This is a genomic window from Arthrobacter sp. 260, from assembly GCF_013116745.1.
Lineage (GTDB): Bacteria > Actinomycetota > Actinomycetes > Actinomycetales > Micrococcaceae > Arthrobacter_D.
The window spans coordinates 33,068-58,555 of record NZ_JABFOE010000016.1 but is presented as its reverse complement, the minus strand read 5'-3'; the positions used below and the strand labels follow the sequence as shown (position 1 = coordinate 58,555).

Genomic DNA, 25,488 nt, shown 5'->3' with positions numbered 1-25,488 from the left:
CGACGCGGTGAGGGTCGCGCGACGGTGATAGTCGTGCTGGGTGATTGTCCTGCCTGGGTGGTTAGGGTCGCGACCTGACCTGCTTGAGGCCTTTGACCTGTGCCCGCTCGATTGTCGCTCCAGTGCCAGCTGCGGCGCCAGCTCCGGTGCCGGGTAGGGGTGGTGCGGTGGAGTGGTAGGTGTGACCGGTGGGCGTGGTGATGCTGAAGGTGTGTCGGGGGCGTGTTTGTGGTCTTGATCCGGGGACTGTTTGGGCTGTCCAGCCGGGGTGTTCTTTGGTGTGATTGCACGCTTCGCAGAGTCCTGCCCCGTTGGTGATCGTGGTGGGTCCGCCACGGTGCCAGGGCACGATGTGGTCGAAGTGGCGGATCGGGGCATCACAGTACGGAGTCCGGCAGGTGTCGTCGCGGGCGGTGATGAACCGTCGTTGAGCTCTGGTGAAGAGCCGGGCGCTGGAATCCATCGCCACCAACTCCCCGGTCGACGGCGCAGTATAAAGCCGACGCAACCACACATCGAAAGCATGGGGTGCAGGGTCGACGCTGTTCCCGGCCGGATCGACGACGGTCGGGGTGGGAGGAGCTGGTGCGGATCCAGTGGCTGGGTCGACGGCCGGGTCAGTTGTGGCGGTGGGGCCCTGGCCGGTTCTGGCAGGCCCGGGATCGCTAGTACTCACGTCGGTTGTTCTGCCGGTAGTTTTCGCTGTTTGGAGGAGGGTGCGTGCCCAGTGGGAGCCGACGATGCCGTAGCCGGGAATCCGGGCGGGTTCGCTGTCGCCTTGGAAGAGGGCACGGTCGGTCATGATGAGCTGCAACTCGACCCGGCTGACGCCCCCGGGGACCCCGGTGACACGTTCAACCAGAGTGTCAGCCATCACCTGACCCCGAGACCTCGGGTCGCCAGCGGCCCGGGTAGTGTCCGCGTGACGGGACAGGGCAGCATAGGTGCCAACTGCTTCCTTCACGGGGAGCAGGGCGGTGAGGTAGGCCATGGTGTCCGGTGCGGGACGGATACTCACGGACCGTTCCGTCACCGCCCGGGCGGCACGGTTCACCACCGACCGGGGATCCCTCCGATACGAGGCGGCCTTCACCGCCGCGACAATCGCCTTATCCCCACGCCCCTCGAACGTCCCCGTATCCGGGGCGAGTTCCTCATCGACCGCTGCCCGGTCCTCAGCGGACAGGCACGCGGTTTCCTTCACCAACAGGGTCGCCCGCCACTCATTCAACTGGCCACAATGCAACGCCGCCAACGTGTGGGGCATTTCCGTGACCAAAGCCCGTGCGAGGCCGAGGAGCCGGCTACCCCGGGACGGGGACTCACGGCGGGCCAACGCGATCTGCGCGCTTATACCCTTGCCCTGCTCCCCAGCGGGAACACCGGCGTCGGCCTGGGCCTGGCGTTCGGCCACGTCGACAGCCACCGTGATCCGCGCCTGGACGCCCGCGATCGCGGACTTCAGATCCTCGAGTTCCCGCAACTGATCAATCAGCCCCGCCGCATCACCGGCTGGCCGCAGGGAGTGGAGGGCTTCGGCCAGCTCCCGAACGGAAGATTCACTGCGACGGAAGGACAGGGTAGCTGCGGGAGATTCGCCGCGACTGCGACTGGGACTGCCGGACCGGGTAGCTGGGGTAGATTCACCGCCACCGCGATTGCGATCGGGGCCAACGGGCCGGGGCCCCAAGAGAGCAGCACCGGCTGGCGAGGACGCATAGTCAGAGACCGGTGACGAGGCAGCGGCACCAGCCCGAGAAGTAGTCCCGACAGATGCAGAGACAGATGCAGAGGCAAAGGTGGAGGCGCCGCCGTCGGGCCCGCCTACCGGACCAGCACCGCCGCGCGGGGCGGCCACCCGGGAGGGGATTCCCGTCCGTTGCGGTGATGGAGCTGTACTGCCTTCCATACCTCTATTGTCCCAAACCGCACCGACATTCCTGCGGATTTACAGGCTATGTGGACAAATCTCTCGAACAGATATTCGAATGAGTTGAGCTCGCGCATCCGATCATCAGAAGCCAACCCAGAGGGAGGAATCCCGGACGTCGGACAGGGCGAGCTGTACCCTCAACCTGTGAACACCGAGCCGCACAAGAACGGCGCCCCATCGACAGCCGACCACAGCCCGACACCCCACCAGAGGTCCGAGGCACTCAAGGAGCGCGTGTACGTCACATTCACGGCTCTTGCCGTCGTCATCGCGACAGAACGAGACGCAGTCCACCTCAGTGTGGGCAGGGCCGTCGTCGCGCTTCTCCTCACCGTGCTCGGAACGTTGATGGCCGTATTTGTTGCCGACCTTATCGCCCACATGGTCAGGGAAAGTTCACTACCCACGCGTGGAGAGTTGCGTCATCTGATGCACGTCAGCTTCGGCTCGCTTTCGGTGATCGCGACGCCGTTGGCGATTCTGGGTCTGAGCGCCCTTCAGGTCATCGATTTGGGTCCTGCACTTCGGCTGATCTCCATCTCGCTCATCGTCACGCTTGTCGTCGTGACCCTTGCTGCGGTCCGGCGGCTCAACGTCAGCCGATGGTCAAAGCTCAAGGTTCTGGCAATCATGACCGCACTGGGCCTGGCAGTCCTGACGATCGAACTCGCGGTTCACTAGCGCTGCGCAGCCTCCTAGTGCGGGGCGAGGGAACCGACGAGTGCCTTCACAATCGCCTCGGTGACTTCCTCAGTGGTCGCTGTACCGCCGACATCCCTCGTCAGGAACCCTGCCGCGGTGGTCTGCTCGATCGCTGCTTCCACCTGCCGGGCTTCCTCGCTCAGTCCAAAGTGGTCAAGCATCAAAGCGGCGCTGGCGATTGCCCCGATGGGGTTGCTGATTCCCTCACCCGCAATATCCGGAGCGGAACCGTGCACCGGCTCAAACATTGAGGGAAAGCGACGTTCCGGGTTGAGATTCGCGCTTGCAGCCAGCCCCAGGCTACCCGCGAGGGCCGACCCCAGATCCGAAAGGATGTCCGCATTCAGGTTGGAGGCCACCACCACTGAGAGTTCCTCGGGGCGCAGAATGAACTTCGCACTCATCGCGTCGACCAGAACGCTCTCGGTCAGCACATCCGGGTAGTCCAGTGCCACCCGCCTGAACGTTTCATCCCACAGCACCATCCCGTACTGCTGAGCATTCGACTTGGTGACACTTGAAACCTTCTTCACCGTGCGGGTTCGCGCCAGATCAAACGCAAACCGCATGATCCGCTCACAGCCCTTCTCCGTGAACAGGGAGGACTGAATGGCAATCTCGTTTCCCGGGCCCCGGCCGCTGAGATTACGCCCGCCGAGCCCGGCATATTCACCCTCGCTGTTTTCCCGGACAACCACCCAATCCAGCTCGGTGTGGTCGGCCTTCCGCAGTGGCGACTGGATTCCAGGCAGGAACCGCACGGGCCGGATATTCGCCCACTGGTCGAAGTTCTGGGTGATATTCAGCCGCAAGCCCCACAGGCTGATGTGGTCGGGCACATTGTCCCAACCCACTGCCCCAAAGTAGATTGCATCGAAATCCTGCAGGATTTCCAGGCCGTCGTCGGCCATCATCTTTCCGGTTTCCGCGTGATAGCCACAGCCCCAGGGAAACTCGGTCCACTCGAAAGCGAACCGCCCCGAGGAGTGCTCCGCCAGAGCATCGAGGACACGTTGTCCGGCTGTCACCACTTCCTTCCCGACGCCGTCAGCTGGGATAGCAGCGATTCTGAAAGTCTGGGTGGCGCTCATCAAAGTCTCCTAGGCAGTGGTGTGCAGCGAACGGGTATGTCACGAAGGCTGCCTACCTCCAGTAGAGCGGTACATCATGTGCTGCGTCCAAGACCCAGATCTGATACGACACATAGGCTGCGCCTATCTATGGCCGCAACTCCAGAGGCGGCAGATCGCAGAACCAATAGATTGGTTTTTCCTATTAGTTCGGTAGGGAACTGGTCTTAGACGGTCTTAAGCGGATCGGTGCATTGTGGGACCAACCTACGACGGAAGGACGAAGATGTCCGAAAATCCCCCGGCACCCGCCTCCCCGGCCGGCCAGCCGCAACGCACCGACGTTCGTGCTGCACTCCTCGGCGGGCGAACCTTTCGCAGCCTGAGCGAACAGCAACTCTCGCCCCGCGAGGAAAGATTTGAGCGGGCCCGGCAAACGCTGGGCTTCTTCCTTGCCCCAGCGGTCGCCATCATCTTCGCGCTGCTGCCGACCGGAATGGATCGCACACAGCAGCTGCTGGCCGCTGTGCTCCTCGGCGTCATCATTCTGTGGATTTGTGAGCCGGTGCCGATTCCGATCGGCGGTTTGATGGGCGTAGCCGCGGTGGTGCTGCTGGGAATAGCTCCAGCCAGCGAGGTTCTGGCACCGTTCGGCTCGACCACCATCTTCACCTTTATCGGTGCGTTCATCCTGGCCGCCGCAATGCTCAAACACGGCATAGCCCAACGGCTGGCCTTCGCCGTGCTCTCGGTTCCGGGTGTGGCCAAGTCGACGTACCGGATCATCATTGCGTTCGGCGTGATTACCTGCATCCTGTCGGCGTTCGTCTCCAACACCGCAACGGTGGCCATGCTGATGCCGACCGCGCTCGGCATCCTTGCCGTGATCGGGCAGCTGATGCAGGACCGCGGGGTCGTCAAAGCCACCTTCGATCCGCTGAGGCTGCGGGTGGGTGCAGCGCTCATGTTGATGCTCGCCTACGGCGCCAGCGTCGGCGGTCTCCTCACTCCGGTTGGTTCCCCACCCAACCTCATCGGCCGGGGGCTGATCGAGGAAGCCACGGGCGTGCGCATCTCGTTCGTTCAGTGGACCGCTACCGTCGCTCCACTCTGCGCCGCAATGTTCGTAGTCCTCGCCCTGACCATGTTCCTGCTGAACAAGCCGGAAATCCGCGAGATTGAAGGTGTGGGCGAGTTCATTCACGAGCAGAAGGCCGCTCAGGGGAAGATGTCGCGTGCCGAAATCAACACCCTGGTCGCCTTCGCCCTGACAGTTACCCTGTGGCTCCTTCCGGCGTTTGCGAGCCTGTTCGCCGGGCCTGACTCGGAGGTCTACCTCTTCCTCGATGAGCGGCTCGATGAGGGAATTGTCGCGGTTATCGGAGCGTCGCTGCTGTTCATCCTCCCCACCAACTGGAAGGAACGCAAAGCGACGATGACCTGGACCGATGCAGCAAAGATCGACTGGGGGACGATCATTCTCTTCGGGACCGGCATCATCTTCGGTGCGCTCCTTTCAGCCACAGGTCTCGCCGAAACCATCGGAAACTCAGCGGCCGAGAACCTCGGTGTCACCAACGTCATTGCGATCACCGCCTTCTCTGCCATCCTTGCCATCTTGATCTCGGAGACCACCAGCAACACGGCCTCAGCCGCCGTCGTCGTTCCGATCGTCATTCCGCTCTGTGTCGCCATCGGCGTGGACCCGTTCATTCCGGCGCTGGCGGCTACCTTCGCCGCGTCGTTCGGGTTCATGCTGCCGGTGTCCACTCCGCAGAACGCGATCGTGTACGGATCAGGGACCGTGCCCATCACGCGGATGGTTCGCACCGGCTTCGTCTTCGATGTGCTGGGAGCGATCCTGATCATCAGCATCGTTCCGGTGATGGTCGGAATCACCGGCGTTGGGGGGTAGGTCTGCAGGGCGATGGGGGTACCGTGGGGCCGGTCGGCTGCCTAGGGTGGGTATAGGGGCCACCCACTGACCGGCCGCCTATTCGCGCACGACGTCGAGGAGACTGCATGGACACGAGGAAGCTGAAGTACTTCCTCGCCGTCGTCGACTGCAATGGCTTCAACCGCGCCGCTGAGGAACTGTTGATCGCGCAACCGTCGCTGTCGCAAACCATTGCGGGTCTGGAACGCGATCTGGGTGTGCCGCTGTTCCACCGGATCGGCCGGCGGGCGGTACTGAGCGAGGCAGGGAAAACCCTTGTGGGGCCGGCCCGTCAGGTGATGCGCGACCTCGAGGCGGCCGAATCAGCCGTCCACGCGTTGCGCGGGTTGCAGAGCGGTCAATTGGACATCATCACCATGCCGTCACCAGGTATCGAGCCCCTCACCTCAATGATCACCAGCTTCACCGAACTGCACCCCTCGGTCCGGCTCAACGTCGAGGCAGCCTTCACCCCCGAGGAGGTCATCGAGTCAATCCGCAACGGAACCTCGGAACTGGGCCTGGCGGGATCACATGGCGCCATCCGGGTGCCCGGGGTCGATGTGCTGGAGCTGGAGCACCAGCCCCTCATCCTGATCGTTAACCCGTTGGCGGACACCTTTGGCGATGCGGACAGGATTCAGCGGGAGGATCTCGGCGGCCACCGGCTCATCGCCAGTCAGCGTGGATCCCTGATGCGCTGGCTGGTCGACGACGCACTGGCCCACGGCGTCGAGACGGAAATAGTGGTGGAGGTTGCCCACCGCACCTCGATTCTCCCGCTGGTTCTCGGTGGGGTGGGCCATGCCGTGATGCCCTCGTCCTGGGCGGCGCTGGCTAACCGCTCCGGGTTGCGTACCCTGCTGATTGAACCGGTGTTCAGGCTCGACGTCGCACTCCTCAGCCGGGAGGCGAACCTGACGCCGGCGGCTGTCTCCTTTCTCGCCGTCGCCAAGCAGCATGCCGCCCATGGATGAGAACCGGCTGGCGTTGAGGGCTGTCAAGGCCTTCCACACCCTCGCTTGGTTCTCCATTGAAGCCTGCGTGGTGTACGTGCTCTACTCGGGCCTCGCTGGCAAGACCGACCGACGTGCAGGGATTGCCGCAGCAGTGGTTGGTGGCGAGGTTCTTATCTTTGCTGGCAACGGTTTCACGTGCCCGTTGACTCCGCTGGCCCAACGTCTGGGCGACCCTACCGGATCGGTGACCGACATCTACCTGCCGCGTTGGTTTGCGCACAATCTGCCAGCAATCCACGTGCCCCTGATTGGCGTGGCTATCTGGGCACATCTGAGAAACCTCAGGTCGTCCTAGGCGAACCGTACTCCAGCCCCGCCCGGGTAGCGTCGTCCAGCTGACCACCCCAGGACAACGGCGCGGCGATGGTGAACCGCCGCCCACTAAGGGTTTCCGGCGTGATACCGATGAAGTGGTCCTTCGTCCCGGCATCCCACGGGACAAGCAGCCTGCCCACCGAATCCATGATCTCGGGTGTTCGATCCAACCGGTTCGCGTGGCCTTTGACCACGACACTCCACGCGACGCTGCCGTTGCTTTCGGTTCCGTCCGTTTCAAAGGCAACCACCCTGCCCAGTGCTGTAGCCAGCTTGGTGCCATGACCGGTCCGGAACACCAGCAGACCGCGATCGATCCTGTAGTTCACCGGAAAGATCTCGGGATGATCGTTGACCCAGACGGCGAGACGGCCGTAGGAGCCAGCACGCAAGAGCTGCCAGCACTCATCGGCGGACAGTGAGGATTTCTGGGGAACGGCGTCGTCGGAAGCCATGACCTAGTCCAGATGCTTGATGCTGTGAAGTGGCGTCACCACGGTGGGACAAGGGAGGTGGTGCAGGACGGCATGGGCCGTCGATCCGAGCAGGAGCCGTCTGAAGCCGCCCCGACCGCGGCTCCCCACCACCAGAAGGGCAGCATTCGCCGCCGCATGCAGCAGCGCGGCCGCTGGTTCCCTGTCGGTTTCCAGCACCTTGCGGACCGCGAGGTCGGGGTAGTCCTGCCCGATGCCCGAAACTGTCTCGGACAAGACCACCCGTTCCTCTTCCTCAAGGGACTGGGTGAGCGTTCGGGGCAGCAGGCCCTCGTCCAACAGATGGTTGGGCGTATGCAGGGCGTAGACCACCACCAGTTCCTGGGCATCCCGGTCCGCCTCGGCAGCAGCGAAGGCAACCGCCTGGATCGCTTCCTCTGACCCATCAACGCCCACCACCACTCCCCGCCGTTCCCCAATCTCTTGAGGGCCAATCACAGCTACCGGGCAGTCAGCGGTGGCAGCGATCTGAAGCGCACGGTCGGTGAGGGAGCCACCCAGATGGACGCTGCCCGAGCCGACCACCAACAGCGATGCCTCGCTCGAGTACTGTCCCAACTTACCGGCCACTCCACCTTCAAGGAGCTTGGTGGTGACCTCCACCTGGTGATCCGCCCGGACACGCCGAGCGGTATTCTCCAGCAGTTGCTCGCCGAGTTTCAGGAGATTGTTGGCCCACGGAATGGGCTCTGTCACCCAGCGGTCATCGACAACGTAAAGGATGACCAGGGGAAGTTTGAGGCGCTCCGCCCTGCGCGCAGCCCACCTCACCGCGGCCTGGCTTTGGGCATTGTCCGTGGTGGCCACGGCAATCGGTTTGGACGCATTCATGGCGGGCCTCCAGGTCGGCTGAGTGGGGGGCTTCAGCGTCCCGCACCATCACAGCGTCCCGCACCACCACCAAGAAACCGTAGGGCCGAAAGTCACAAGTATGGGCACCTCGCGGCCCTCGTGATCCGTACCTACTTCAGCAACGCGACGTCCGACACCAGATCGATGTGCGACTGCATCGCGGCAGCGGCCGCTGCCGCATCCTGCGCACGGATTGCTTCGGCAATGACTCGATGCGACCGCAGCGACTGCTCCGGCCTGCCGGGTTGACCCAGCGACTCAATCCGGGTTTCCAGCACCATCTCCGCGATGAACGCCATCAACTGCCCCAGTACGGGGGAGTGGGCCGCCGCGGTCACCGACTGGTGGAACAGCTCATCCCCGCGCGTCCCCCGGTCCCCGCCGTCGATCTCCGCCGCCATGGCGTCCAACGCGGCATCGATCGCCGCGAGGTCCTCAGGAGTTCGCCGCTCAGCCGCCAGCGCAGCCAGCTTGACCTCCAGCGTGCTGCGCGCCTCAGCGATCTCGGGCAGCCGGGACTGGTGTTCACGCAGTTTCCTGATCACCGTCGCCAGAGATGGCCGGTAGACCAGCACCGCTCCCGTCCCATGCTGCACGTCAATGATGCCGAGCACCTCCAGGGCCACCAGTGCCTGCGCCAACGTTGCCCGCGAAACCCCCAGCTGCTCGGCGAGGATGCGTTCGGCCGGCAATAGGTCGCCGGGTCCCAGCTGGGCTTCCTCGATATAGACGAGGATCTGCTCCACCAGCTGCTCATACAGGCGTGGCCGCGGCGCGCGAACCAGTTGCCGTGGATCGGGCGGTGAGTTCATCAGCGGTCCTCATCGTCAACGGGAAAGGTCATGCCAGTGTATGAGCAGATCCGACGAGGACCGCTTCACAATTGACAAATGGATCAGTGTCTAACAGTCTAGTCCAGTGCGCCGGTAACGTGCGTCACATCACACTTTCACCGGCGAAAGAAGACCTATGTCCGTCCCGCTCCTCTCCATCATCATCCTGGCAGCGATGTTCCTGATTGCCACGTTGCTGCCCGTCAACATGGGCGCCCTCGCCTTCGTGGGCGCTTTCCTGCTGGGTGCAGTCTTCCTCGGCATGGAAACCGATGACATCATCGCCAACTTTCCCGGCGGCCTGTTCCTGACCCTGGTCGGCGTCACCTATCTCTTCGCGATCGCCCAAAACAACGGCACGATCGACCTCTTAGTCAACGGAGCGGTCAAACTCGTCCGCAGCCGGGTGGCCCTGATTCCCTGGATCATGTTCATCATCACCGGCGTGATCACTGCCGTCGGTGCGCTCGGCCCCGCGGCCGTGGCGATCATGGCGCCCGTTGCCCTGGGTTTCGCCGCGAAGCACAAGATCAGCCCCCTCCTGATGGGCATGATGGTGGTCCACGGCGCCCAGGCGGGCGGCTTCTCCCCCATCGCCGTCTACGGCGTCATTGTCAACGGCATCGTCGCCGATACAGGTTTCGAGTACAGCCCGATGGCCCTCTTCCTCTCCAGCCTGATCTTCAACTTCCTCATCGCCGTTGTCCTGTTCCTGGTGCTGGGCGGCCGGAAGCTTTTCTCCGCACGGGTTGAGCAGTTCGTCGAAGGCGCAGCCGACGCCCGGATGCGCGCCAGCGTGGGAGCCCGCGCCTCGGGCGCCGACGTCGACTTCCGCGGCACCGGGTCCGGCACCGATTCGCTGAAGGGCAAAGCCAAGTCGGGGAACGACGGCGGCGCTGTCGCCACCGAGTCCAAGCAGACCCTCGCGCAGTACGCCACCATCGCCGGCCTGATCATCCTGGCCGTCGTCGCCCTCGGCTTCAAGGTCGACGTCGGATTCGTCGCCATCACCGTCGCCGTCGCCCTTGCGCTGATCTCGCCGCGGTCCCAGAAGGGTGCTGTCGAGAAGATCAGCTGGTCAACGGTCCTGCTGATCTGCGGCATGCTCACCTTCGTCGGCGTCCTCCAGGAAGCCGGAACCATCGAGTACGTCTCCGACGGCGTCGCCAGCCTGGGTATGCCACTGCTGGCAGCCCTGCTGATCTGCTACATCGGTGCTGTGGTCTCCGCCTTCGCCTCCTCGACCGCGATCCTGGCAGCACTTATCCCGCTGGCGATCCCGTTCCTGGAATCCGGCGAAATCGGTGCGATCGGTGTAATCGCTGCCCTCTCGATCGCCTCCACGGTGGTCGACGTGTCACCGTTCTCCACCAATGGTGCACTGGTGCTCGCCAACGCACCCGAAGGCACCGACCGGGACCGCTTCTACAAGCAGATCCTCGCCTACGGCGGCATCATCGTCGTCGTCGGACCGCTCGTCGCCTGGCTGGTTTTGGTGGTTCCGGGCTGGCTCTAAGCCCTGCCCCGAGACCCTGAACGCCGGAACCGGACACCCCACTGAGAGGAAAAATCACCATGACCACAGCTACCCCCGCCCCCGCAGAGCGCTCCGGCCCACTCGCAGGCACCCTCGTGGTGGACCTCAGCCGCGCCCTGGCCGGCCCGCACGCCGGAATGATGCTGGCCGACCTGGGTGCCCGCGTGATCAAGGTGGAGAACCCCGGTTCCGGCGACGACACCCGCGGCTGGGGCCCACCCTTTGTGGGCCCCGAAGACAACCCCCAGGCGACCTACTTCCTGTCCTGCAACCGGAACAAGGAATCGATCGCCCTGGACCTGAAAAGCGACGACGGCAAAAAGATCCTCACAGCCCTGCTGGAACGGGCCGACGTCGTCGTCGAGAACTTCCGTCCCGGAGTCCTGGACCGGCTGGGGTTCTCCACCGAGGCGATGCATGAGCTCAACCCACGCCTCGTCATCCTCTCGATCACCGGCTTCGGCCATGACGGACCCGAGTCCAGCCGAAGCGGCTACGACCAGATCCTGCAGGGTGAAGCGGGACTGATGTCGCTGACCGGGCCCAGCCCTGACGACCCGCAGCGCGTCGGCGTCCCCATCGCCGACCTGCTCTCCGGGATGTACGGCGCGTACGGCGCCCTCGCGGCACTCCTCGAACGGGAGAGGACCGGCAAGGGCCAGGTGGTGCGCACATCGCTGCTTGCTGCGCTGGTCGGCGTCCACGCCTTCCAGGGAACCCGGACCACTGTCGCTGGCGAGGTGCCGCAGGCGCAGGGCAACCACCACCCCTCCATCGCTCCCTACGGCCTTTTCAGCTGCGACGCCGGGAAGGTCCAGATCAGCGTTGGTAGTGAGAAACTGTGGCAGAAGTTCGCCACAACCTTCGGGCTCGACGCCGGCCGCGCCGAGTTCGCCACCAACGGCGACCGGGTGCGGAACCGTGACCAATTGATCAGCGAAATCGAGAAGGCCTTTGCCGCCTACGAATCCGTTCCGTTGCTGGCGAAGCTCAACGAAGCGGGAATCCCGGCGGGCAAGGTCCGCTCACTCGATGAGGTCTACGAGTGGGAACAGGTCAAGTCGCAGGGACTGCTGATCGACGTCGAGCACCAGTTGTTGGGCAAGGTCAGCCTCCCCGGCCCACCGCTGCGGTTCTTCGACGGCGCCGAGCAGGAGACCACCAACTCCAACCACACCGCCCCACCCCTGCTGGACCAGGACGGCGCCGACATCCGGCGCTGGCTCGACGACGCTCTCGCGAAGGACTCCTAGGGTGACGGCCGGCCAGCCGGTGCGCCATCTGACCGCTGCGGAACTGATCGACGTCGTCCTCGATCCGGGGACCTTTACGTCCTGGGATGAACCGGTCCCCGGCCCGCACCCTGACGAGAAGTATGAAAGGGAACTGCAGGCCGCGCGGGACAAAAGCGGCGTTGACGAGTCGGTGCTCACCGGCGAAGGGCTGATCCGCGGTCGACGGGTAGCGGTGATCGTGTCCGAGTTCCGGTTCCTCGCCGGTTCCATCGGGCTGGCCGCCGCGAACCGGATCGTAGCGGCCATTGAGCGCGCCACCCGGGAGGAACTGCCCCTGCTGGCAGGACCGGCGTCGGGCGGCACCCGGATGCAGGAGGGTACCCTCGCGTTCCTGTCGATGGTGAAGATCTCGGCCGCGGTCCGCACCCACCGCCGGGCCCGATTGCCCTACCTGGTGTACCTGCGGCACCCCACCACCGGCGGGGTGATGGCCTCCTGGGGATCACTGGGTCACGTCACCGTCGCCGAACCGGGTGCGCTTCTCGGGTTCCTCGGTCCCCGGGTGTACGAGGCGCTGTACGGCGCCCCCTTCCCGGAGAACGTGCAGGTCGCTGAAAACCTGTACGACAAGGGACTCATCGACGCGGTGGTCCCGCCGGAGTTGCTCTCCGAAATCGTCGATCGGGCACTGAACGTGCTTTCCCCGCAGGCCACCGAGCCGGTGGCACCGCCAGCGACTCTTGACGTCGTCCCCGCCGCCGTTGACGCGTGGACCTCCATCGAGATCTCCCGCAACCGTCGCCGCCCGGATCTGCGCCGGCTGCTCGCCTGGGCCGCGCAGGATGTGCTGCCGCTCAATGGCACCGGGCAAGGGGAGAAGGACCCCGGGCTCCAGCTGGCGCTGGCCCGCTTCGGCGACCAGTCCTGCGTGGTCCTGGGCCACAACCGGTCACGGGCTACCCCGGAGAGTGCGATGGGTCCTGCCTCGCTCCGGGAGGCACGGCGCGGGATGAAGCTGGCTGAGGAACTCGGCCTGCCCCTGTTGACGGTGATTGATACGGCTGGCGCGGCGCTCTCCAAGGATGCCGAGGAGGGCGGGCTCGCCGGGGAGATTGCGCGCTCGCTCTATGACCTGATCGGGTTGCACTCGCCGACCGTCTCGGTACTGCTGGGTCAGGGAGCCGGCGGGGGAGCGCTGGCGCTCCTTCCCGCCGACCGGACCATTGCCGCCCACCACGCCTGGCTTTCGCCGCTGCCGCCCGAAGGTGCGAGCGCCATCATGCACCGGAGCACCGAGTTCGCTCCGGCGCTGTCCGAGGCGCAGGGGGTCAACGTGGCTGCGTTGCATGCCAATGGGCTAGTGGACCACATCGTCGACGAGCGCGACGACGCCGCCGAGGAAGCCAAGGCGTTCTGCCTGCGGCTGGGGGCTGCCATCGAGTACGAGCTCGCAGCCCTTGCTGGCACCCCGATGGACGACCTGCTGGTCCGCCGGACCGCCAAGTACCGTGACCTGGGGCCTCGCCTGGCAACCGCCGCTGAATAACGGGGCTGCCTGGGCGGCGCTGAATAACCGGGGCCGTACCCTAGTTCTGGTCCGCCAGCCAGGCGGCATAGCTGCCCTCGAGTTCGACGACGTCGTAGCCCGCGTGGCGGAGCGCATTCGCCGCAACCGAGCTGCGGACCCCGCTCTGGCAGTAGGTGACCACTGTGCCTTGCTGGGGAAGCTGGTCGAGATTCCAGAGCACGCGGCCTCCGCTGAGCTGGTACGAGCCGGGGATGTGCCCCGCAGCGTGCTCGCTTCGGGCACGGACGTCGAGCAGCATGGACCGGTCGAACGACTCCAGCTCCGCGGGCGTGACTGTGCGGGGGACGCTGGTCGGTAGGCCGTCCAGTCCGGTGACGTACCCGGCAACACGGTCAATTCCCACCCGGATCAGGTGGTCCCAGATCTCCTGGGCCTGGTCCCGGCCGTCCGCCAGCAGTACCAGCGGGCGGTGATCCCGGTCCGGATCCACCGCCCAGGCGCCGAAGCTGGCGGTGCTTCTGCCTGCGGGAATGTTCAGCGCGCCGATCACCGTGCCCTGATGGACCATCGTGTTGGGGCGGGTGTCGACAAAGCTCAGTTCATCCGCGGCCAGTCCGTGGGCGACGTCGGCCGCGTCCAGTTGCTGCAGCGGCGGCCTCGGCCCAAGGAGGGCGGGCCCGTCACGGTTCTCCCGCTTCATCCGGGCGAAGTAGGCGTGGGCGTCCGGCTGTCCATCGAGCAGTTCATCAATGAACCCCTGCTCGTCCCCGGCTGCCAGGTAGGGACCCCACCAGGCGTACAGACGCTCGTACCCCACCGTGGTGGAGGGCACAGCACCCAGGGCCTTGCCGCAGGCACTCCCGGAGCCATGGCCCGGGTGGACCTGCACATAGTCGTCCAGGTGCAGGAACACATCCCTCAGGCTGGCGAAGAGTTGCTTCGCCCCGGCAAAGCGGGTGTCAACGCCACCGGCCGCCTCATCCAGCAGATCGGGCCGGCCCAGGTCTCCGGCAAAGACGAAGTCGCCCGAGAGCAGGTAGCCCGGCTGGTCGGTGAAAGCGCCGTCGGTGACCAGGAAAGACAGGTGCTCGGGGGTGTGACCCGGGGTATGGAGTGCTTGGACGGTGATATTACCAATCGTGATCGTGTCGCCGTCGTGCAGCAGGTTGGCGTCAAACCCGTACTGCCAGTCAGGTCCACCGTCCCCCGACACATACAGGGCTGCACCGGTGGCGGCGGCCAGCTCCCGGCTTCCGGACAGGTAGTCGGCGTGGATATGGGTTTCGGTGACGGCAACGATGGTCATACCGTTCGCTGTGGCCAGCGACTGGTAGACACCGATGTCCCGGCGCGGATCCACTACCACTGCCTCACCTTTGCGCTGGCAGCCGATGAAGTAGCTGGCCTGGGCAAGGTCTTCGTCGTAAATGCGTTCGATAAGCATGGAATTCTCCTTCGAAGTGATGCGGAGTGATGCGGAGTGATGCGGTGTGATGAGGGGATGAAGATGGGGGTTATGGGGAGAGGAGTAGTGCGACGGCGGAGGTGGCAACCACCCATGCCGCAACGGTAAAGATGAGGATGGCGAACGAGACCCTGAGGATTCGCTCCGGCAGGAGCGCGGCGAGCCGGCTCGCGATCAACGAGCCGAGGATGGCTGGAAGGGCGAAGGCCAGGACGAGCGGCCAGTCGATAGTGAAGCCGACGGCGTGGGCGCTGAATCCCGCGGCCGAATTGATGGCGATGATCGCTAGGGAAGATCCCACCGCCTGCTTCAGCCCGAGTCCCAGGAACAGGGTCAACGCGGGGGTGAGCAGGAAACCGCCGCCCACGCCCAGCAGGCCGGTGAGGAAGCCGATCAGCAGGCCGACGGCAAGCGCCTTCGGCGCGCAGGTCCTGAAAGAGCGGCGTGGGCCAGAGCTGCAGGACCCGGCAGTTTCGGTGACCGAGCCGAGCATCCGGATTCCCGCGACCATCATGATTACGGCGAAGAACAGCATGAGGAGGTCCGGGTTCAGCATGGTGCTAACCGCTGCTCCGCCCCAGGCGGCCGGGATGCCGGCTGCCCCGACGAGGCCGACGACCGGCCAGTTGATTCCCGCGCGCAGCCTGGGTAGCAGCGCTGTCACCGAGGCCATCCCCACCACCAGCAGGGAGGTGGGGATGGCTTCGCCGGTACTCATTCCGACGCCATAAACGAGCGCCGGAACGGCGATGATTGATCCGCCCGCTCCCACGAGTCCCAACAAGATCCCGACGGCGAGCCCCAGGCTGAGCGCAGTGATCATGAGGCCAGGGCGGTGGAATCCCGGCGTGGCGGCAGTTGTGCGATGGCCGATTCGCGGGTGGGTTCGTTCTGAGCCCGGTTCCAGGGGAGGGCTGAGAGGGCTGTGCCCATGGCGCAGGTGTTGGTGGCCGCGGAGAAGGTCAGCCCTGCACCGATCACGCCGGCCAGACTGCGGATTTTCGGAGAGAGGAATCGGCCGCCGGCCAGACCCAGTAGCACCAGCGAGCCGGCGGTCAGGCGGACCTGGCGTTCTAGATCCCAGCTGGTCTTACCGCTGACCACCGCACCCCCGCCGGCGGCAAACCCGGCGGTGCCTCCAGTGAGGACGTAGGCGGCGTCGAGCCCTGCGCCATGGAGCCGCTGCCGGGCCTGTTCGGCGCGGGCACCCGACTGGCAGACCAGCACTACCCGGCTGTGGAGGCGGGAAGCGAACTCCCCGGCGTGCTCGGACAGGAGCGGAAGCGGGACGTTGTAGGCGCCGCGGATGTGCTGCGAAGCGAACTCGGCCGCCGAGCGCACGTCGATGACGACGACGTCCTCGTGCTCCTGTTGCCAGACGAGTAGCTGCCGAGCGGTCAGGGACTTGAGAGTGTGGGAAGTGGTGGCCATGGGGCGCTATTTCCTTCAGTTGAGCGTGAAAGGTGGATACCCCACTGAGTATTACAGATACCCAAGGGGGTATGCAAAACACCCCATGGGGTATACTCAGATGACACCCCAACCTGGAGAAACCATGCAACTCGACACCTCAGAGCTGACCCCGGTCATCAATCGGCTAAAGCGCGCCCAGGGGCAGCTCGCTGCCGTGACACGCATGCTCGAGGAGGGTAAGGACTGCAAGGACGTCATTACGCAGTTGGCCGCCGTCTCGAAAGCGCTGGATCGCGCAGGATTCGCCATCATCGCGACCGGGTTGGAGCAGTGCCTCACCAGCGAGGACGCGACTATGGACAAGAAGCAACTGGAAAAGCTTTTCCTCTCGCTCGCCTAGCGTCGCCTGACTATATCGATTTGATCTCGATGGGAGGTGTCCTGTTGCGGGCTGGAGCTACTGGTGACATGGTTCGAGTGGTGTGGGGCGCCGCAGAGCTCTCGCGCTGACTGGTTGATTTCGCACCTACTCAGTGGCGAGGTCTCATGGTTCCCAGCAGTATGCACGGCCCTGTTACGCACGGCGTGAGTGATTCCGCCCCGGGTTTCGACCTCTCGGACCTACTGAGGCGTACCGCCGACGGTGACCAGGAGGCTTTCGCGTCTGTCTACGCACAAACCTGTAAACGGGTCTATGGCCTGGTGCTCCGGGTGATCAAAAATGCAGCAATCACCGCCGAAGTGGTGCAGGAGGTCTACCTCATGCTGTGGACGACTGCAGGGCAGTTCGATGCAGGCCGGGGCTCACCCCAGAGCTGGATCTTCACCCTCGCCCACCGCCGTGCTGTCGACCGGGTGCGCAGCGAACAGAGCGCGACGGGGCGCGATACGGCCTACAGCCAGCGGGCGGCTGCGGTCAAGGAAGACAGCATCGAGGAGACCGTCCACCACACCCTGATGTCCGAGAGTGTCAGGAAGTGCCTCGCCTCGCTCACCGAGCGCCAGGCGGAAGCCATCAACCTTGCGTACTATGGCGGACTGACCTATGTTGAGGTCGCCGAGACATTGCAGATCAAACTTCCCACCGCCAAGTCGAGAATCCAGGCTGGACTTACCCGGCTGCGGGACGCACTGGAAGCTGACGGCTACGACTCCCACTCACGGTGAGCAGAAAGTGAAGTTCTCTATGGACCCTTACCTGCAGCAGTGGTTCACCCGCCTCGCCGCCGTGAACTCCGGGTTGAGCCTCGATACCGCGTGGGAGGTCTACGCCAGCATCGGGGGCACCTGCGACGTCATCGATTTCAAGGCTTATGTGAGCGGCCTCCTGCAGCTCAGCGACTTCGAACGGGACATGGTCTCGCACGCCATCAATGAGGTTCTCGACGGCGAGCACTCGCCCGTGCGCCGCGCCGCCTACACCACCGACAACATTTCGCTGGCCTCGGGCACCCCGTCCGAGAGTACGTTCGAGAGCCCGACCGACCCGGCGCTGCGGCGGTTGTCCACCGCGGCCGCCTCGCTGTTCCCCTTGAACGACGCCGAAATCCGGCGCCTGCGGTCGCTGCATCTGACCGGTCTGATGGGGTCTTTGCCTGAGGAACGGTTTGACCGGATTACCCGCGAAGCCCGGGAAGCGTTCGGTGTCAGCTCGGCGTCGATCGCACTTATCGGCCAGCACCGCCAGTTCATCAAATCGGTGACGGGTCCCATCGGTGCGAATGTCCCGCGCCGGATTTCCTTCTGCAACCAGACGATTCGCTGCGAGCAGTCGATGGTGGTGCACGACGCCCGCGATGACACCGCGTTCAGAAACAACCCGCTGGTCCGGCTCAAGCCCCACATCAGGTTCTATGCGGGCTACGCCCTGCGCGGTCCTGGCGGCTGGCCCATCGGCACCCTCTGCGTGATCGACGACGCTCCCCGAGGCTTCTCAGCGGCTGACGAACAGACCTTAAAAAGACTGGCCGCCAAGGCCCAGGATGAAATCGAATCGATTCCGTCCTAGGGCCTCAGCGGCCCGTCGCAGCGACGACCTATGCGGCTGGGGTCATCGACATCGGAAGTACGCGCCGCAGGACGTCCGACAGGGTGATCACGCCGATGAACTTACCGTTGTCCATCACCGCAGCGAGCTGCACGCTCGCGCTTCGGATCTGGGCGAGTGCTTCATACACGGGCACGTCGGCGTCGAGCAGGAATGCTGGCCCTGCCAGTTCCCTGACCTTTCGTTGTGCGGGCTCAAGGAGCGTGTCCCGCACATGGATGACACCCGGCGCCTCACCTGCGGGGCCCTGTACCAGGATCCGGAGGTGCTTGGAGCGGGCAGCTACTTCCTGGACGTCGGCCACCGACGCGGTGTCAGGGACGACTGTAGGTTTCCCATCCGGAGCGATCAGGGAGCGAACGGTGAGCGTCTCCAGCTCCAGGACGCCCGACAGCTGCGTCTCAAATGAAGCGTCGAGTGCTCCCGACGCCGCCGAGTGCTCCACCAAGTGACGGATGGAACCGGCGTCGAGCCCGCCCACCGCCGCGCGGTTGACCGGGGTGACACCGCTCGCGGCCACGAGCCGGTTGGCAATGGCGTTGACCCAAACCAGCAGGGGTCGCACCAACCAGATGAAGCCACGGGAGGGCAGCCCAATCAGTTTGGCCGAACGCTCCGGGTGGGCAATCGCCCAGGACTTGGGGGCCATCTCGCCCACCACCAGGTGGAGGAACGTGACGAAGAGCAGGGACAGCGCGAACGCGGTTCCACCCGCGATGCCGGCAGGCACCCCCCACGATCCGAGGACCGGTCCCAGCCAGGCGTCGACAGCCGGTTTGGTGATTGCTCCCAGGGCGAAGGTACACGCCGTGATACCCAACTGGGCTCCGGCGAGCATGATGGTCAGTTCGTTGATGCCGCGCAAAGCCGCGCGGGCTGACCGGTTGTTGGCGGCCTCGGCTTCCAGACGGTAACGCCGTGCGCCCAGCAGGGCGAACTCGATCACCACGAAGAAGGCACTGAGGACGATGAGCAGCGCGGTCACCAGGGTTACGGTCAATGGGTCAGTCATCGGGTCTCATCCTCGCTGGCGTCATCCTGGGCGTCGGTGCGGCGTTCGGCACGCTCGCTGGCGTCGGCGTTGTCGGTTGTTACCTCGATCAGACGCACGAGCAGCTCGCTCGGTACGTGGCGTGCGACGTCGAGGACTTCGACGTCGAGCACCCGCCGTACCGGTTCGTCCTCCACCACATCGCGGGGATCATCGGGCAGCACCACCGTCACGGTTTCGCCGATGACCGGCAGCTGCCCGCGGGCGGCAATCAGCACACCGGAAATGGTCTCGTAGTCACCCTCGGGCAGGTCATGCCCGATGGCACGCTCCACCTCGTCGACGTGAACATCGCCGCTCATCCGCCACGTGTTGTCTTCCTCGGTTTCGATCGTGGGTGGCGCTTCGTCGTCGTGCTCGTCGGTCAGTTCGCCGACCAGCTCCTCGGCGAGGTCCTCGACGGTAATGACGCCGGTGAAGCCGCCGTATTCGTCGATGACGCAGGCGAGTTCGTTGCGGGAGTTCATCAGCTGCTCCAGCGCGTCGGGGAGTGACATCAACGCGGGCAGGACGAGCGGTGGGTGCATCACTGTGGTGACCAGTGCGTCGTCGCGCACGCTCGCGGGCAGGATGTCCGCAAGCTGCACGACGCCGAGGGGCTCCTCGGTTTCCGATACCACCGGGTAACGGGTGTGGGCATCGGCCATCAGGATGCGTACCTGGCCCACTGTTGCCAGGGGCCCCACGGTGCCGACCTGCGAGCGTGGGATCATCGCGTGCTCGATGTCCCGGTCCGGGAAGTCGAGGATGCGGTCGATCAGCATCGACAATTCTTCCGGCAGGTCGCCACTCCGGCGGGAGTCCGCGACAATCCGGTCGAGGTCCTCCGCCGTGGCAGTGGTGTCGACGTCGTGCACCGGTTCAACGCGCACCAGCTTGAGCAGCGCGTTGGCCGAGTGGTCAAAAATGGTGATCAGCCAGCCGAAGGTGGCGAGGTAGATCGTGGTGGATCGGGCCAGTCCGCGGGCCATGGGCTCGGGATTGGCGATGGCCAGGTTCTTCGGGTACAGCTCGCCGAAGATCATCTGCACTACCGCAGCGATGACCAGTGCCAGCACGGTACCGATTGAGATGCCGAGCGCCATGGGCACTCCGGCACCGCCAAGGAGGATACCCAGCGATTCGCCGACCAGCGGTTCAGCGACGTAACCAATCAGGAGGCCGGTAACGGTGATACCCAGTTGGGCGCCGGACAGCATGAAGGACGTCCGTTTGGTGACCTTCAGGGCGCGTTGGGCAGCTACGTCGCCGGCTTCGGCGCTGGCAGCCAGCTTGTTCCGGTCGACCGACATGTAGGCGAATTCCTGGGCCACGAAATAGCCGTTGGCGGCGATGATGGCGAGGATGATGGTCACGCCGAGCAGAAGCGTGAGCAGGGTGATGGTCATGATGCGGACCCCCCGCGGCTGGCCGGTGAATACTCACGGCAGCGATGTAGCTCAGGATTTAGAGTGAAAGAACAACAATGACTGGGGTCATCAGAGGACCCCGGTTTCGTACGCAGTTAGACCAGCACCTTTAGCAGTCTTGGGACATTGACAATCTTCACTATACCGAGGGTCCGGCAAAACTCAGTAACCTTGCTACACATGTGCGCCATTCGACTGGGTGCCTGCTCCGGTTGAGAATTGAACAATGAGTGACGCCGGGGAGTTCATCGATGCCGGACTGCAGCGTGAGGCATCGTGGGAGCGGGCAGCGGATCCTGGCGCCGATGGCCTGCGGCGGTATGGCTCTTCGGTGGGTGCGGTGCGTGGCACCGTCCGTGATGCCTTCCGCCGCTACCGGGGGATGGAGCACGACGCCGTGCTCGCCCTCAGCTCGGAGCTCTGGGCGATCCCGGTCTTCGAACGTCGGCTCGCGGCAGTAGTCGTCCTGCAGACGAAACTTCCGCTGCTGGTGGCCACCGACCTGACCCGGCTGGAGGGATTCCTTCGCGGGGCCGGAACACGCGAGCTGGTTGACCCGCTCGCGCACGATGTGGTCGGTCCGCTGATCGCGGGACTTTCGCACCGGGATGCCGATCGGGCGGCGTCCATTCTTGCCCGGTGGGCGGCCGACGTCGACCCCTGGCTTGGCCGCGCGGCGGAACTGTCAGGGGTGCGGACGCGCTAGCCCTCACGGCCATCCGATGTCCAACACGTCTAGACTGGTTCCTCGCTGGCGACCGGTTGGTCGCCCGCACCTCCATCGCAGTCAAGCAAAGGTGCTCAGTCATGCCAGGCTCTTACTACCGCTCCCTGGGCGAGGGCAGCTTCGAATCAACCATCCATGCGCAGGGTGCCTGGAACCCGGAAGAGCAGCACATGGCTCCGGCTGCCGGTCTGCTGGCGCACTGCCTCGAAGAGTGCAGCCCGCGCCCCGACCTGCGGATGGCACGGCTCAGCTTCGATATCCTCGGCATGATTCCGGGCGGGACGTTCGATGTGATCGCAAAGGTTATCCGGCCCGGCAAAACCATCGAACTGCTCGAAGCAGAGATGATCTCCGGTGGACGGACAGTGATCCGTGCGAAGGCCTGGCGCCTGGCGAAGGCGGACAGCTCGGCGGTGGCCGCTATCGAAGACGAGTCGATGCCCGGACCCGAGCAGGCGGGACCGTTCGCGGAAATGACCGCCTGGCCGGGTGGCTACATCGAATCGCTGGAGTTCAGGGTTGTCGAGGGACACCGCCCGGGCCGGGGACGGGTCTGGCTCCGGACACCCCACCAGATGGTCGACGGCATTGAGACAGCCGACCTGGTCCGGCTGATCGGGTTAATTGATACCGCCAACGGGGTCTCCGCCCGGGTACCTCCCGGCCCGGGAAGCTGGATGTTCCCCAACCTTGATCTGCAGGTCCACCTGTACCGGGAGCCGGCGGGCGAATGGCTAGGGCTGGAAACCAGCGTCAGCTTCGGAACCGACGGGATCGGGTTGACCTCGGCAGTGCTTCACGACACCGCCGGGCCGTTCGGGCGTGCCGAGCAGATCCTCACCATCAGGAAGCTGTAGTCCCGGGGTGTACCGGTGCAACTAGGGTGGAAGAAGAACACCCGCAATCAATTCCCCTAGGAGCATCCCCATGGAATACCGGAAGCTAGGCAACAGTGGCACGGCAGTCTCGGCGTACGCACTCGGCACCATGACCTTTGGGGCGGAGGCTGACGAAGCGACCTCCCACCAGATTATGAGCGCCTACGCGGCGGCCGGCGGCAACTTCATCGATACTGCCGACGTGTACACGGCCGGCGCGTCCGAGAAAATTATCGGTTCCTGGCTTTCGAAGAACCCTACGGAGCGCGACCGGATGGTCATCGCCTCCAAGGGACGGTTCCCGATGGGTGACGGTGTGAACGACATTGGTCTGTCACGTCGCCACCTGCGCCGCGCGCTCGATGACTCGCTCGCACGGTTGGGGGTCGACCACATCGACCTCTACCAGGTGCATTCGTGGGATCCCCAGACCCCACTTGAGGAAACCCTCGGTTTCCTTGAGGACTCAATCCGCAGCGGCAAGATCGGCTACTACGGTTTCTCCAACTACACCGGCTGGCAGCTGACCAAAGCGGTCTGGCTGGCCAAGGCCCACGGCTGGAACGCCCCCGTCACCCTGCAGCCCCAGTACAGCCTGCTGGTGCGTGAAATCGAGTCGGAGATCGTTCCCGCAGCCCTCGACGCCGGTATGGGACTGCTGCCCTGGTCGCCGCTCGGCGGCGGCTGGCTGACCGGAAAGTACAAGCGGGACACCTCGCCGACCGGGGAAACCCGGCTGGGTGAGAACCCCGAGCGTGGCATGGAGGCGTGGAAGGAACGCAACTCCAAGGAACGCACCTGGCGCATCATCGACACCGTCGTGGACATCGCCGGGTCGCGGGGCATCACCGCGTCCCAGGTTGCCCTCGCCTGGGTGGCGCAGCAGCCAGCCGTCACCTCAGTGATCCTCGGGGCGCGGAACACTGAGCAGCTCACCGATAACCTCGGAGCCGACGCCGTGACCCTCACTGCAGAGGAGATCGACCGGCTCAGCACCATCAGCGCTCCCGAGGTTTCCGACTACCCCTACGGCGTACCTGGGCAGGAACAGCGCAGCCGCAAGATCGACGGCGGACGCTAACCAAGGGTCTTCCGGCACGACCACGGAATTCCGGAGCGGGCACGCTCGTTGAGAAACAGTAGGTGCCCGCCCCGGGTGCTGTGAAAGGAAGGCCAGCATCATGGCAAAGGCAATGTGGAACGACGTCGTCATCGCGGAGTCGGACGAGACAGTGATGGTCGAGGGAAACCACTACTTCCCCCGTGAATCGGTCAAGGCCGAATACCTTAGCGACAGTGCAATGACCACTGTGTGTCCGTGGAAGGGCACCGCCAACTACCTGTCGATCACAGTAGACGGCGACACGAACGACGACGCCGCCTGGACCTACCTGGAACCGAAGTCCGCCGCCGGGAACATCCGTGGCCATGTGGCTTTCTGGCGCGGGGTCACGGTTACCGACTGATCCCGGCTTTTCTCCCGGTACGACGGTCGATGCGCCGGATCGTTGCGTAGGCGGCAGCGCAAATGCCCGCAGTCAGGAAGGTGCCCCAGATGGTGTCGATCAGCAGCATCTGGGCTGGCCAGTCGCGGAGGGTGGCGGCGTTGGTGAAACCGTAGGTGCCGTACGCGGCAAAACCGAGGACGGCACCGGAGATCGCTGCCTCCCGCAGGCTGCCGCGCTCCAGCGCGGGGCGGACGGCGAGCCAACACGCTGCCGCTGAGTACGCGAGGTAGAACACCACCGCGTAGCCCAGCGAGGTGTCCTCGGCCATCAGAGGCCCGATCCAGCCCCGGTACATTCCCGCCATGGCCAGCAGCCAGGGGATGTCGAACAGCAGAAAAAACCCCGCGACCACCGCTGCGTTCCGGATAAACCTGATCATGCGAACACCAGGTAGGTGACAAGGGTGATCAGTGCGGTCAACGCGGTGCCCCACGCCAGATCGACGATGATGAGGAGGGCGGGCCACCGTTTGAGGGTCGACGCGTTGGTCAGGTCGTACGTCGCATAGGCGAAGAGCCCAAGGGCACCACCGTAGCCGAGTGCTGCCAGCCAGGATCCGGCGGCCAGAGCCGGTTGGACTGCGAACATCACAATCCCGGCTATATAGATTAGGTAGAACGCAGCCGCGTAGAGAAAATTGGGTTTGTCGGCGAGCTGGTCGCCCAGCTGACCCCGGTAGAACTTGCTCATCGATTTGAGCCACACGGCGTCCAGCAGCAGGAACGTTGCTGCGGCAACCAGAAACTGCAGGAAGACCATGGACAGGAGCCTAACCTAGATGAGCGGTACCGAGCTGTCCCTGGTGCGCGGCGCCGCCTCAGCGGGGGCCGCCGACGATCTGGCAGCGGGGATCACCCTCCTCCGGGCCGTCGCCGCGGGAAACCAGCCCGCCACGCTCCGGCTCTACCGGCCCCAGCCCACCCTGGCGTTCGGACAGCGGGACACCCGGCTGTCCGGGTTCCCCGCCGCGGAGGCCGCCGCCCGGGAACGCGGGTTTGAGCCGCTGGTCCGGCGGGCGGGAGGGCGTGCGGCCGCCTACCATCAGGGCTGCCTGGTGATCGATCATGTGGAGCCGCAGACCGACGCTGTCGCCGGGTCACGCGCACGCTTCTCCGGATTCGGTGCCCTGCTGGCTGACGCGCTGAAATCCGTTGGCGTCGCAGCGGGCGTCGGGGAGATCCCGGGGGAGTACTGTCCCGGTGAATACAGCGTCCACGGCACCGGCACTGCCGGGCAGCTCAAACTGGTGGGCACCGCCCAGCGGGTGGTTGCGGGTGCGTGGTTGTTTTCGTCGGTGGTGGTGGTTGAGGATTCGGCGCCGATCCGTGAGGTGCTGACGTCGTCGTACGCGGCGATGGGACTCGACTGGGACCCGGCAACCGCTGGGGCGGTGGAGGACCTGGTTCCTGGGGTGACGGTCGGGAGGGTGGAGGACGCGGTTGTGGACGCCTACCGGCGAAGCGGTTACTGGCTTACCGTTCCCACGTCCACCGCTTTCACTTCCGCACCGGTGCAGCCCGGCGTATCCTGACTGCC

Annotated in this window: 27 protein-coding genes; 15 read left to right on the top strand and 12 right to left on the bottom strand. The window is 64.8% G+C overall.

Annotated features, from left to right (window positions below):
* Positions 1 to 61 precede the first annotated feature (61 nt).
* Entirely contained in the window at positions 62 to 1,909 is a 1,848-nt protein-coding gene (locus HMI57_RS15925) for an HNH endonuclease signature motif containing protein (RefSeq protein ID WP_171586993.1), read from the bottom strand.
* Positions 1,910 to 2,077: 168 nt separating this feature from the next.
* Between HMI57_RS15925 and HMI57_RS15920 the strand changes: the two genes are divergently transcribed.
* A complete protein-coding gene (locus tag HMI57_RS15920; RefSeq protein WP_171586992.1) occupies positions 2,078 to 2,614 on the top strand; it encodes a hypothetical protein in 537 nt (178 codons plus the stop codon).
* 14 nt (positions 2,615 to 2,628) lie between these two features.
* Here the strand turns inward: HMI57_RS15920 and HMI57_RS15915 are convergent, their stop codons facing one another.
* Positions 2,629 to 3,726 carry a tartrate dehydrogenase gene (locus HMI57_RS15915; RefSeq protein ID WP_171586991.1) on the bottom strand — a complete coding sequence of 366 codons (1,098 nt, stop codon included), beginning with the start codon at positions 3,724 to 3,726 and terminating at the stop codon, positions 2,629 to 2,631.
* A 265-nt stretch (positions 3,727 to 3,991) separates the two neighbouring features.
* On the opposite strand from HMI57_RS15915, the gene HMI57_RS15910 reads away from it, so the two are divergent.
* The 3 genes from HMI57_RS15910 (at position 3,992) to HMI57_RS15900 (ending at position 6,955) form a co-directional block, all read left to right on the top strand.
* Positions 3,992 to 5,620 carry a DASS family sodium-coupled anion symporter gene (locus HMI57_RS15910; protein ID WP_171586990.1) on the top strand — a complete coding sequence of 543 codons (1,629 nt, stop codon included), beginning with the start codon at positions 3,992 to 3,994 and terminating at the stop codon, positions 5,618 to 5,620.
* Between the two features lie 107 nt (positions 5,621 to 5,727).
* Positions 5,728 to 6,618: a LysR family transcriptional regulator gene (locus tag HMI57_RS15905; protein ID WP_171586989.1), complete on the top strand. Its 891-nt coding sequence runs from the start codon at positions 5,728 to 5,730 to the stop codon at positions 6,616 to 6,618.
* Positions 6,611 to 6,955, top strand: a complete 345-nt coding sequence (locus HMI57_RS15900; RefSeq protein WP_171586988.1) for a hypothetical protein — start codon at positions 6,611 to 6,613, stop codon at positions 6,953 to 6,955. The genes HMI57_RS15905 and HMI57_RS15900 overlap by 8 nt, the downstream gene beginning before the upstream one ends.
* On the opposite strand, the gene HMI57_RS15895 is transcribed toward HMI57_RS15900, so the two are convergent.
* From HMI57_RS15895 to HMI57_RS15885, 3 genes are all read right to left on the bottom strand, one after another.
* Positions 6,942 to 7,430 carry a pyridoxamine 5'-phosphate oxidase family protein gene (locus tag HMI57_RS15895; RefSeq protein ID WP_171586987.1) on the bottom strand — a complete coding sequence of 163 codons (489 nt, stop codon included), beginning with the start codon at positions 7,428 to 7,430 and terminating at the stop codon, positions 6,942 to 6,944. The two genes, HMI57_RS15900 and HMI57_RS15895, sit on opposite strands and share 14 nt — an antisense overlap.
* 3 nt (positions 7,431 to 7,433) lie before the next feature.
* The gene (locus HMI57_RS15890; RefSeq protein ID WP_171586986.1) at positions 7,434 to 8,300 is read right to left on the bottom strand and encodes a universal stress protein; all 867 of its coding nucleotides are present in this window, start codon (positions 8,298 to 8,300) and stop codon (positions 7,434 to 7,436) included.
* A gap of 131 nt (positions 8,301 to 8,431) precedes the next feature.
* Entirely contained in the window at positions 8,432 to 9,133 is a 702-nt protein-coding gene (locus tag HMI57_RS15885; RefSeq protein WP_171586985.1) for an FCD domain-containing protein, read from the bottom strand.
* Positions 9,134 to 9,290: 157 nt separating this feature from the next.
* Between HMI57_RS15885 and HMI57_RS15880 the strand changes: the two genes are divergently transcribed.
* Genes HMI57_RS15880 through HMI57_RS15870 form a run of 3 tightly spaced genes read left to right on the top strand, consistent with a single transcriptional unit; the run spans position 9,291 to position 13,472 of the window.
* Positions 9,291 to 10,670: an SLC13 family permease gene (locus HMI57_RS15880; RefSeq protein ID WP_171586984.1), complete on the top strand. Its 1,380-nt coding sequence runs from the start codon at positions 9,291 to 9,293 to the stop codon at positions 10,668 to 10,670.
* 59 nt (positions 10,671 to 10,729) lie between these two features.
* Positions 10,730 to 11,944 (top strand): CoA transferase, encoded by a 1,215-nt coding sequence (locus tag HMI57_RS15875; RefSeq protein WP_171586983.1) that lies wholly within the window; start codon positions 10,730 to 10,732, stop codon positions 11,942 to 11,944.
* A 1-nt stretch (position 11,945) separates the two neighbouring features.
* Positions 11,946 to 13,472: a carboxyl transferase domain-containing protein gene (locus HMI57_RS15870; RefSeq protein WP_171586982.1), complete on the top strand. Its 1,527-nt coding sequence runs from the start codon at positions 11,946 to 11,948 to the stop codon at positions 13,470 to 13,472.
* A 40-nt stretch (positions 13,473 to 13,512) separates the two neighbouring features.
* Here HMI57_RS15870 and HMI57_RS15865 read toward each other — a convergent pair whose 3' ends face one another.
* The 3 genes from HMI57_RS15865 to HMI57_RS15855 form a co-directional block, all read right to left on the bottom strand.
* Complete coding sequence (locus HMI57_RS15865; RefSeq protein ID WP_171586981.1) at positions 13,513 to 14,898, bottom strand: MBL fold metallo-hydrolase; 1,386 nt, start codon at positions 14,896 to 14,898, stop codon at positions 13,513 to 13,515.
* Positions 14,899 to 14,968: 70 nt separating this feature from the next.
* Positions 14,969 to 15,742 (bottom strand): sulfite exporter TauE/SafE family protein, encoded by a 774-nt coding sequence (locus HMI57_RS15860; RefSeq protein WP_171586980.1) that lies wholly within the window; start codon positions 15,740 to 15,742, stop codon positions 14,969 to 14,971.
* Entirely contained in the window at positions 15,739 to 16,350 is a 612-nt protein-coding gene (locus tag HMI57_RS15855; protein WP_171586979.1) for a rhodanese-like domain-containing protein, read from the bottom strand. Before HMI57_RS15855 ends, HMI57_RS15860 begins: the two co-directional genes overlap by 4 nt.
* 124 nt (positions 16,351 to 16,474) lie before the next feature.
* Here HMI57_RS15855 and HMI57_RS15850 point away from each other — a divergent pair, with 124 nt between their 5' ends.
* The 3 genes from HMI57_RS15850 (at position 16,475) to HMI57_RS19615 (ending at position 18,340) form a co-directional block, all read left to right on the top strand.
* Entirely contained in the window at positions 16,475 to 16,732 is a 258-nt protein-coding gene (locus HMI57_RS15850) for a metal-sensitive transcriptional regulator (RefSeq protein WP_171586978.1), read from the top strand.
* Positions 16,733 to 16,917: 185 nt separating this feature from the next.
* Positions 16,918 to 17,499 carry an ECF RNA polymerase sigma factor SigK gene (gene sigK / locus HMI57_RS15845; protein WP_346655241.1) on the top strand — a complete coding sequence of 194 codons (582 nt, stop codon included), beginning with the start codon at positions 16,918 to 16,920 and terminating at the stop codon, positions 17,497 to 17,499.
* Positions 17,500 to 17,506: 7 nt separating this feature from the next.
* Entirely contained in the window at positions 17,507 to 18,340 is an 834-nt protein-coding gene (locus HMI57_RS19615; protein ID WP_171586976.1) for a GAF domain-containing protein, read from the top strand.
* Between the two features lie 28 nt (positions 18,341 to 18,368).
* On the opposite strand, the gene HMI57_RS15835 is transcribed toward HMI57_RS19615, so the two are convergent.
* Both HMI57_RS15835 and HMI57_RS15830 read right to left on the bottom strand, forming a co-directional pair.
* Positions 18,369 to 19,391 carry a hemolysin family protein gene (locus tag HMI57_RS15835; protein WP_171586975.1) on the bottom strand — a complete coding sequence of 341 codons (1,023 nt, stop codon included), beginning with the start codon at positions 19,389 to 19,391 and terminating at the stop codon, positions 18,369 to 18,371.
* The gene (locus HMI57_RS15830) at positions 19,388 to 20,818 is read right to left on the bottom strand and encodes a hemolysin family protein (protein ID WP_171586974.1); all 1,431 of its coding nucleotides are present in this window, start codon (positions 20,816 to 20,818) and stop codon (positions 19,388 to 19,390) included. Before HMI57_RS15830 ends, HMI57_RS15835 begins: the two co-directional genes overlap by 4 nt.
* Before the next feature lie 247 nt (positions 20,819 to 21,065).
* Here HMI57_RS15830 and HMI57_RS15825 point away from each other — a divergent pair, with 247 nt between their 5' ends.
* From HMI57_RS15825 to HMI57_RS15810, 4 genes are all read left to right on the top strand, one after another.
* Positions 21,066 to 21,545 carry a DNA alkylation repair protein gene (locus tag HMI57_RS15825; protein ID WP_171586973.1) on the top strand — a complete coding sequence of 160 codons (480 nt, stop codon included), beginning with the start codon at positions 21,066 to 21,068 and terminating at the stop codon, positions 21,543 to 21,545.
* Between the two features lie 101 nt (positions 21,546 to 21,646).
* Positions 21,647 to 22,423, top strand: coding sequence for a thioesterase family protein (locus HMI57_RS15820; RefSeq protein WP_171586972.1), 777 nt, complete (start codon positions 21,647 to 21,649; stop codon positions 22,421 to 22,423).
* Between the two features lie 70 nt (positions 22,424 to 22,493).
* Positions 22,494 to 23,525 carry an aldo/keto reductase gene (locus tag HMI57_RS15815; protein ID WP_171586971.1) on the top strand — a complete coding sequence of 344 codons (1,032 nt, stop codon included), beginning with the start codon at positions 22,494 to 22,496 and terminating at the stop codon, positions 23,523 to 23,525.
* Positions 23,526 to 23,625: 100 nt separating this feature from the next.
* The gene (locus HMI57_RS15810) at positions 23,626 to 23,910 is read left to right on the top strand and encodes a DUF427 domain-containing protein (protein ID WP_171586970.1); all 285 of its coding nucleotides are present in this window, start codon (positions 23,626 to 23,628) and stop codon (positions 23,908 to 23,910) included.
* Here HMI57_RS15810 and HMI57_RS15805 read toward each other — a convergent pair.
* Both HMI57_RS15805 and HMI57_RS15800 read right to left on the bottom strand, forming a co-directional pair.
* Positions 23,900 to 24,331 (bottom strand): DUF2177 family protein, encoded by a 432-nt coding sequence (locus HMI57_RS15805; protein ID WP_171586969.1) that lies wholly within the window; start codon positions 24,329 to 24,331, stop codon positions 23,900 to 23,902. The genes HMI57_RS15810 and HMI57_RS15805 overlap by 11 nt on opposite strands.
* Positions 24,328 to 24,711, bottom strand: a complete 384-nt coding sequence (locus HMI57_RS15800) for a DUF2177 family protein (RefSeq protein ID WP_171586967.1) — start codon at positions 24,709 to 24,711, stop codon at positions 24,328 to 24,330. The genes HMI57_RS15805 and HMI57_RS15800 overlap by 4 nt, the downstream gene beginning before the upstream one ends.
* Before the next feature lie 19 nt (positions 24,712 to 24,730).
* Here HMI57_RS15800 and HMI57_RS15795 point away from each other — a divergent pair, with 19 nt between their 5' ends.
* Positions 24,731 to 25,483, top strand: a complete 753-nt coding sequence (locus HMI57_RS15795; RefSeq protein ID WP_171586966.1) for a lipoate--protein ligase family protein — start codon at positions 24,731 to 24,733, stop codon at positions 25,481 to 25,483.
* Positions 25,484 to 25,488: the final 5 nt, after the last annotated feature.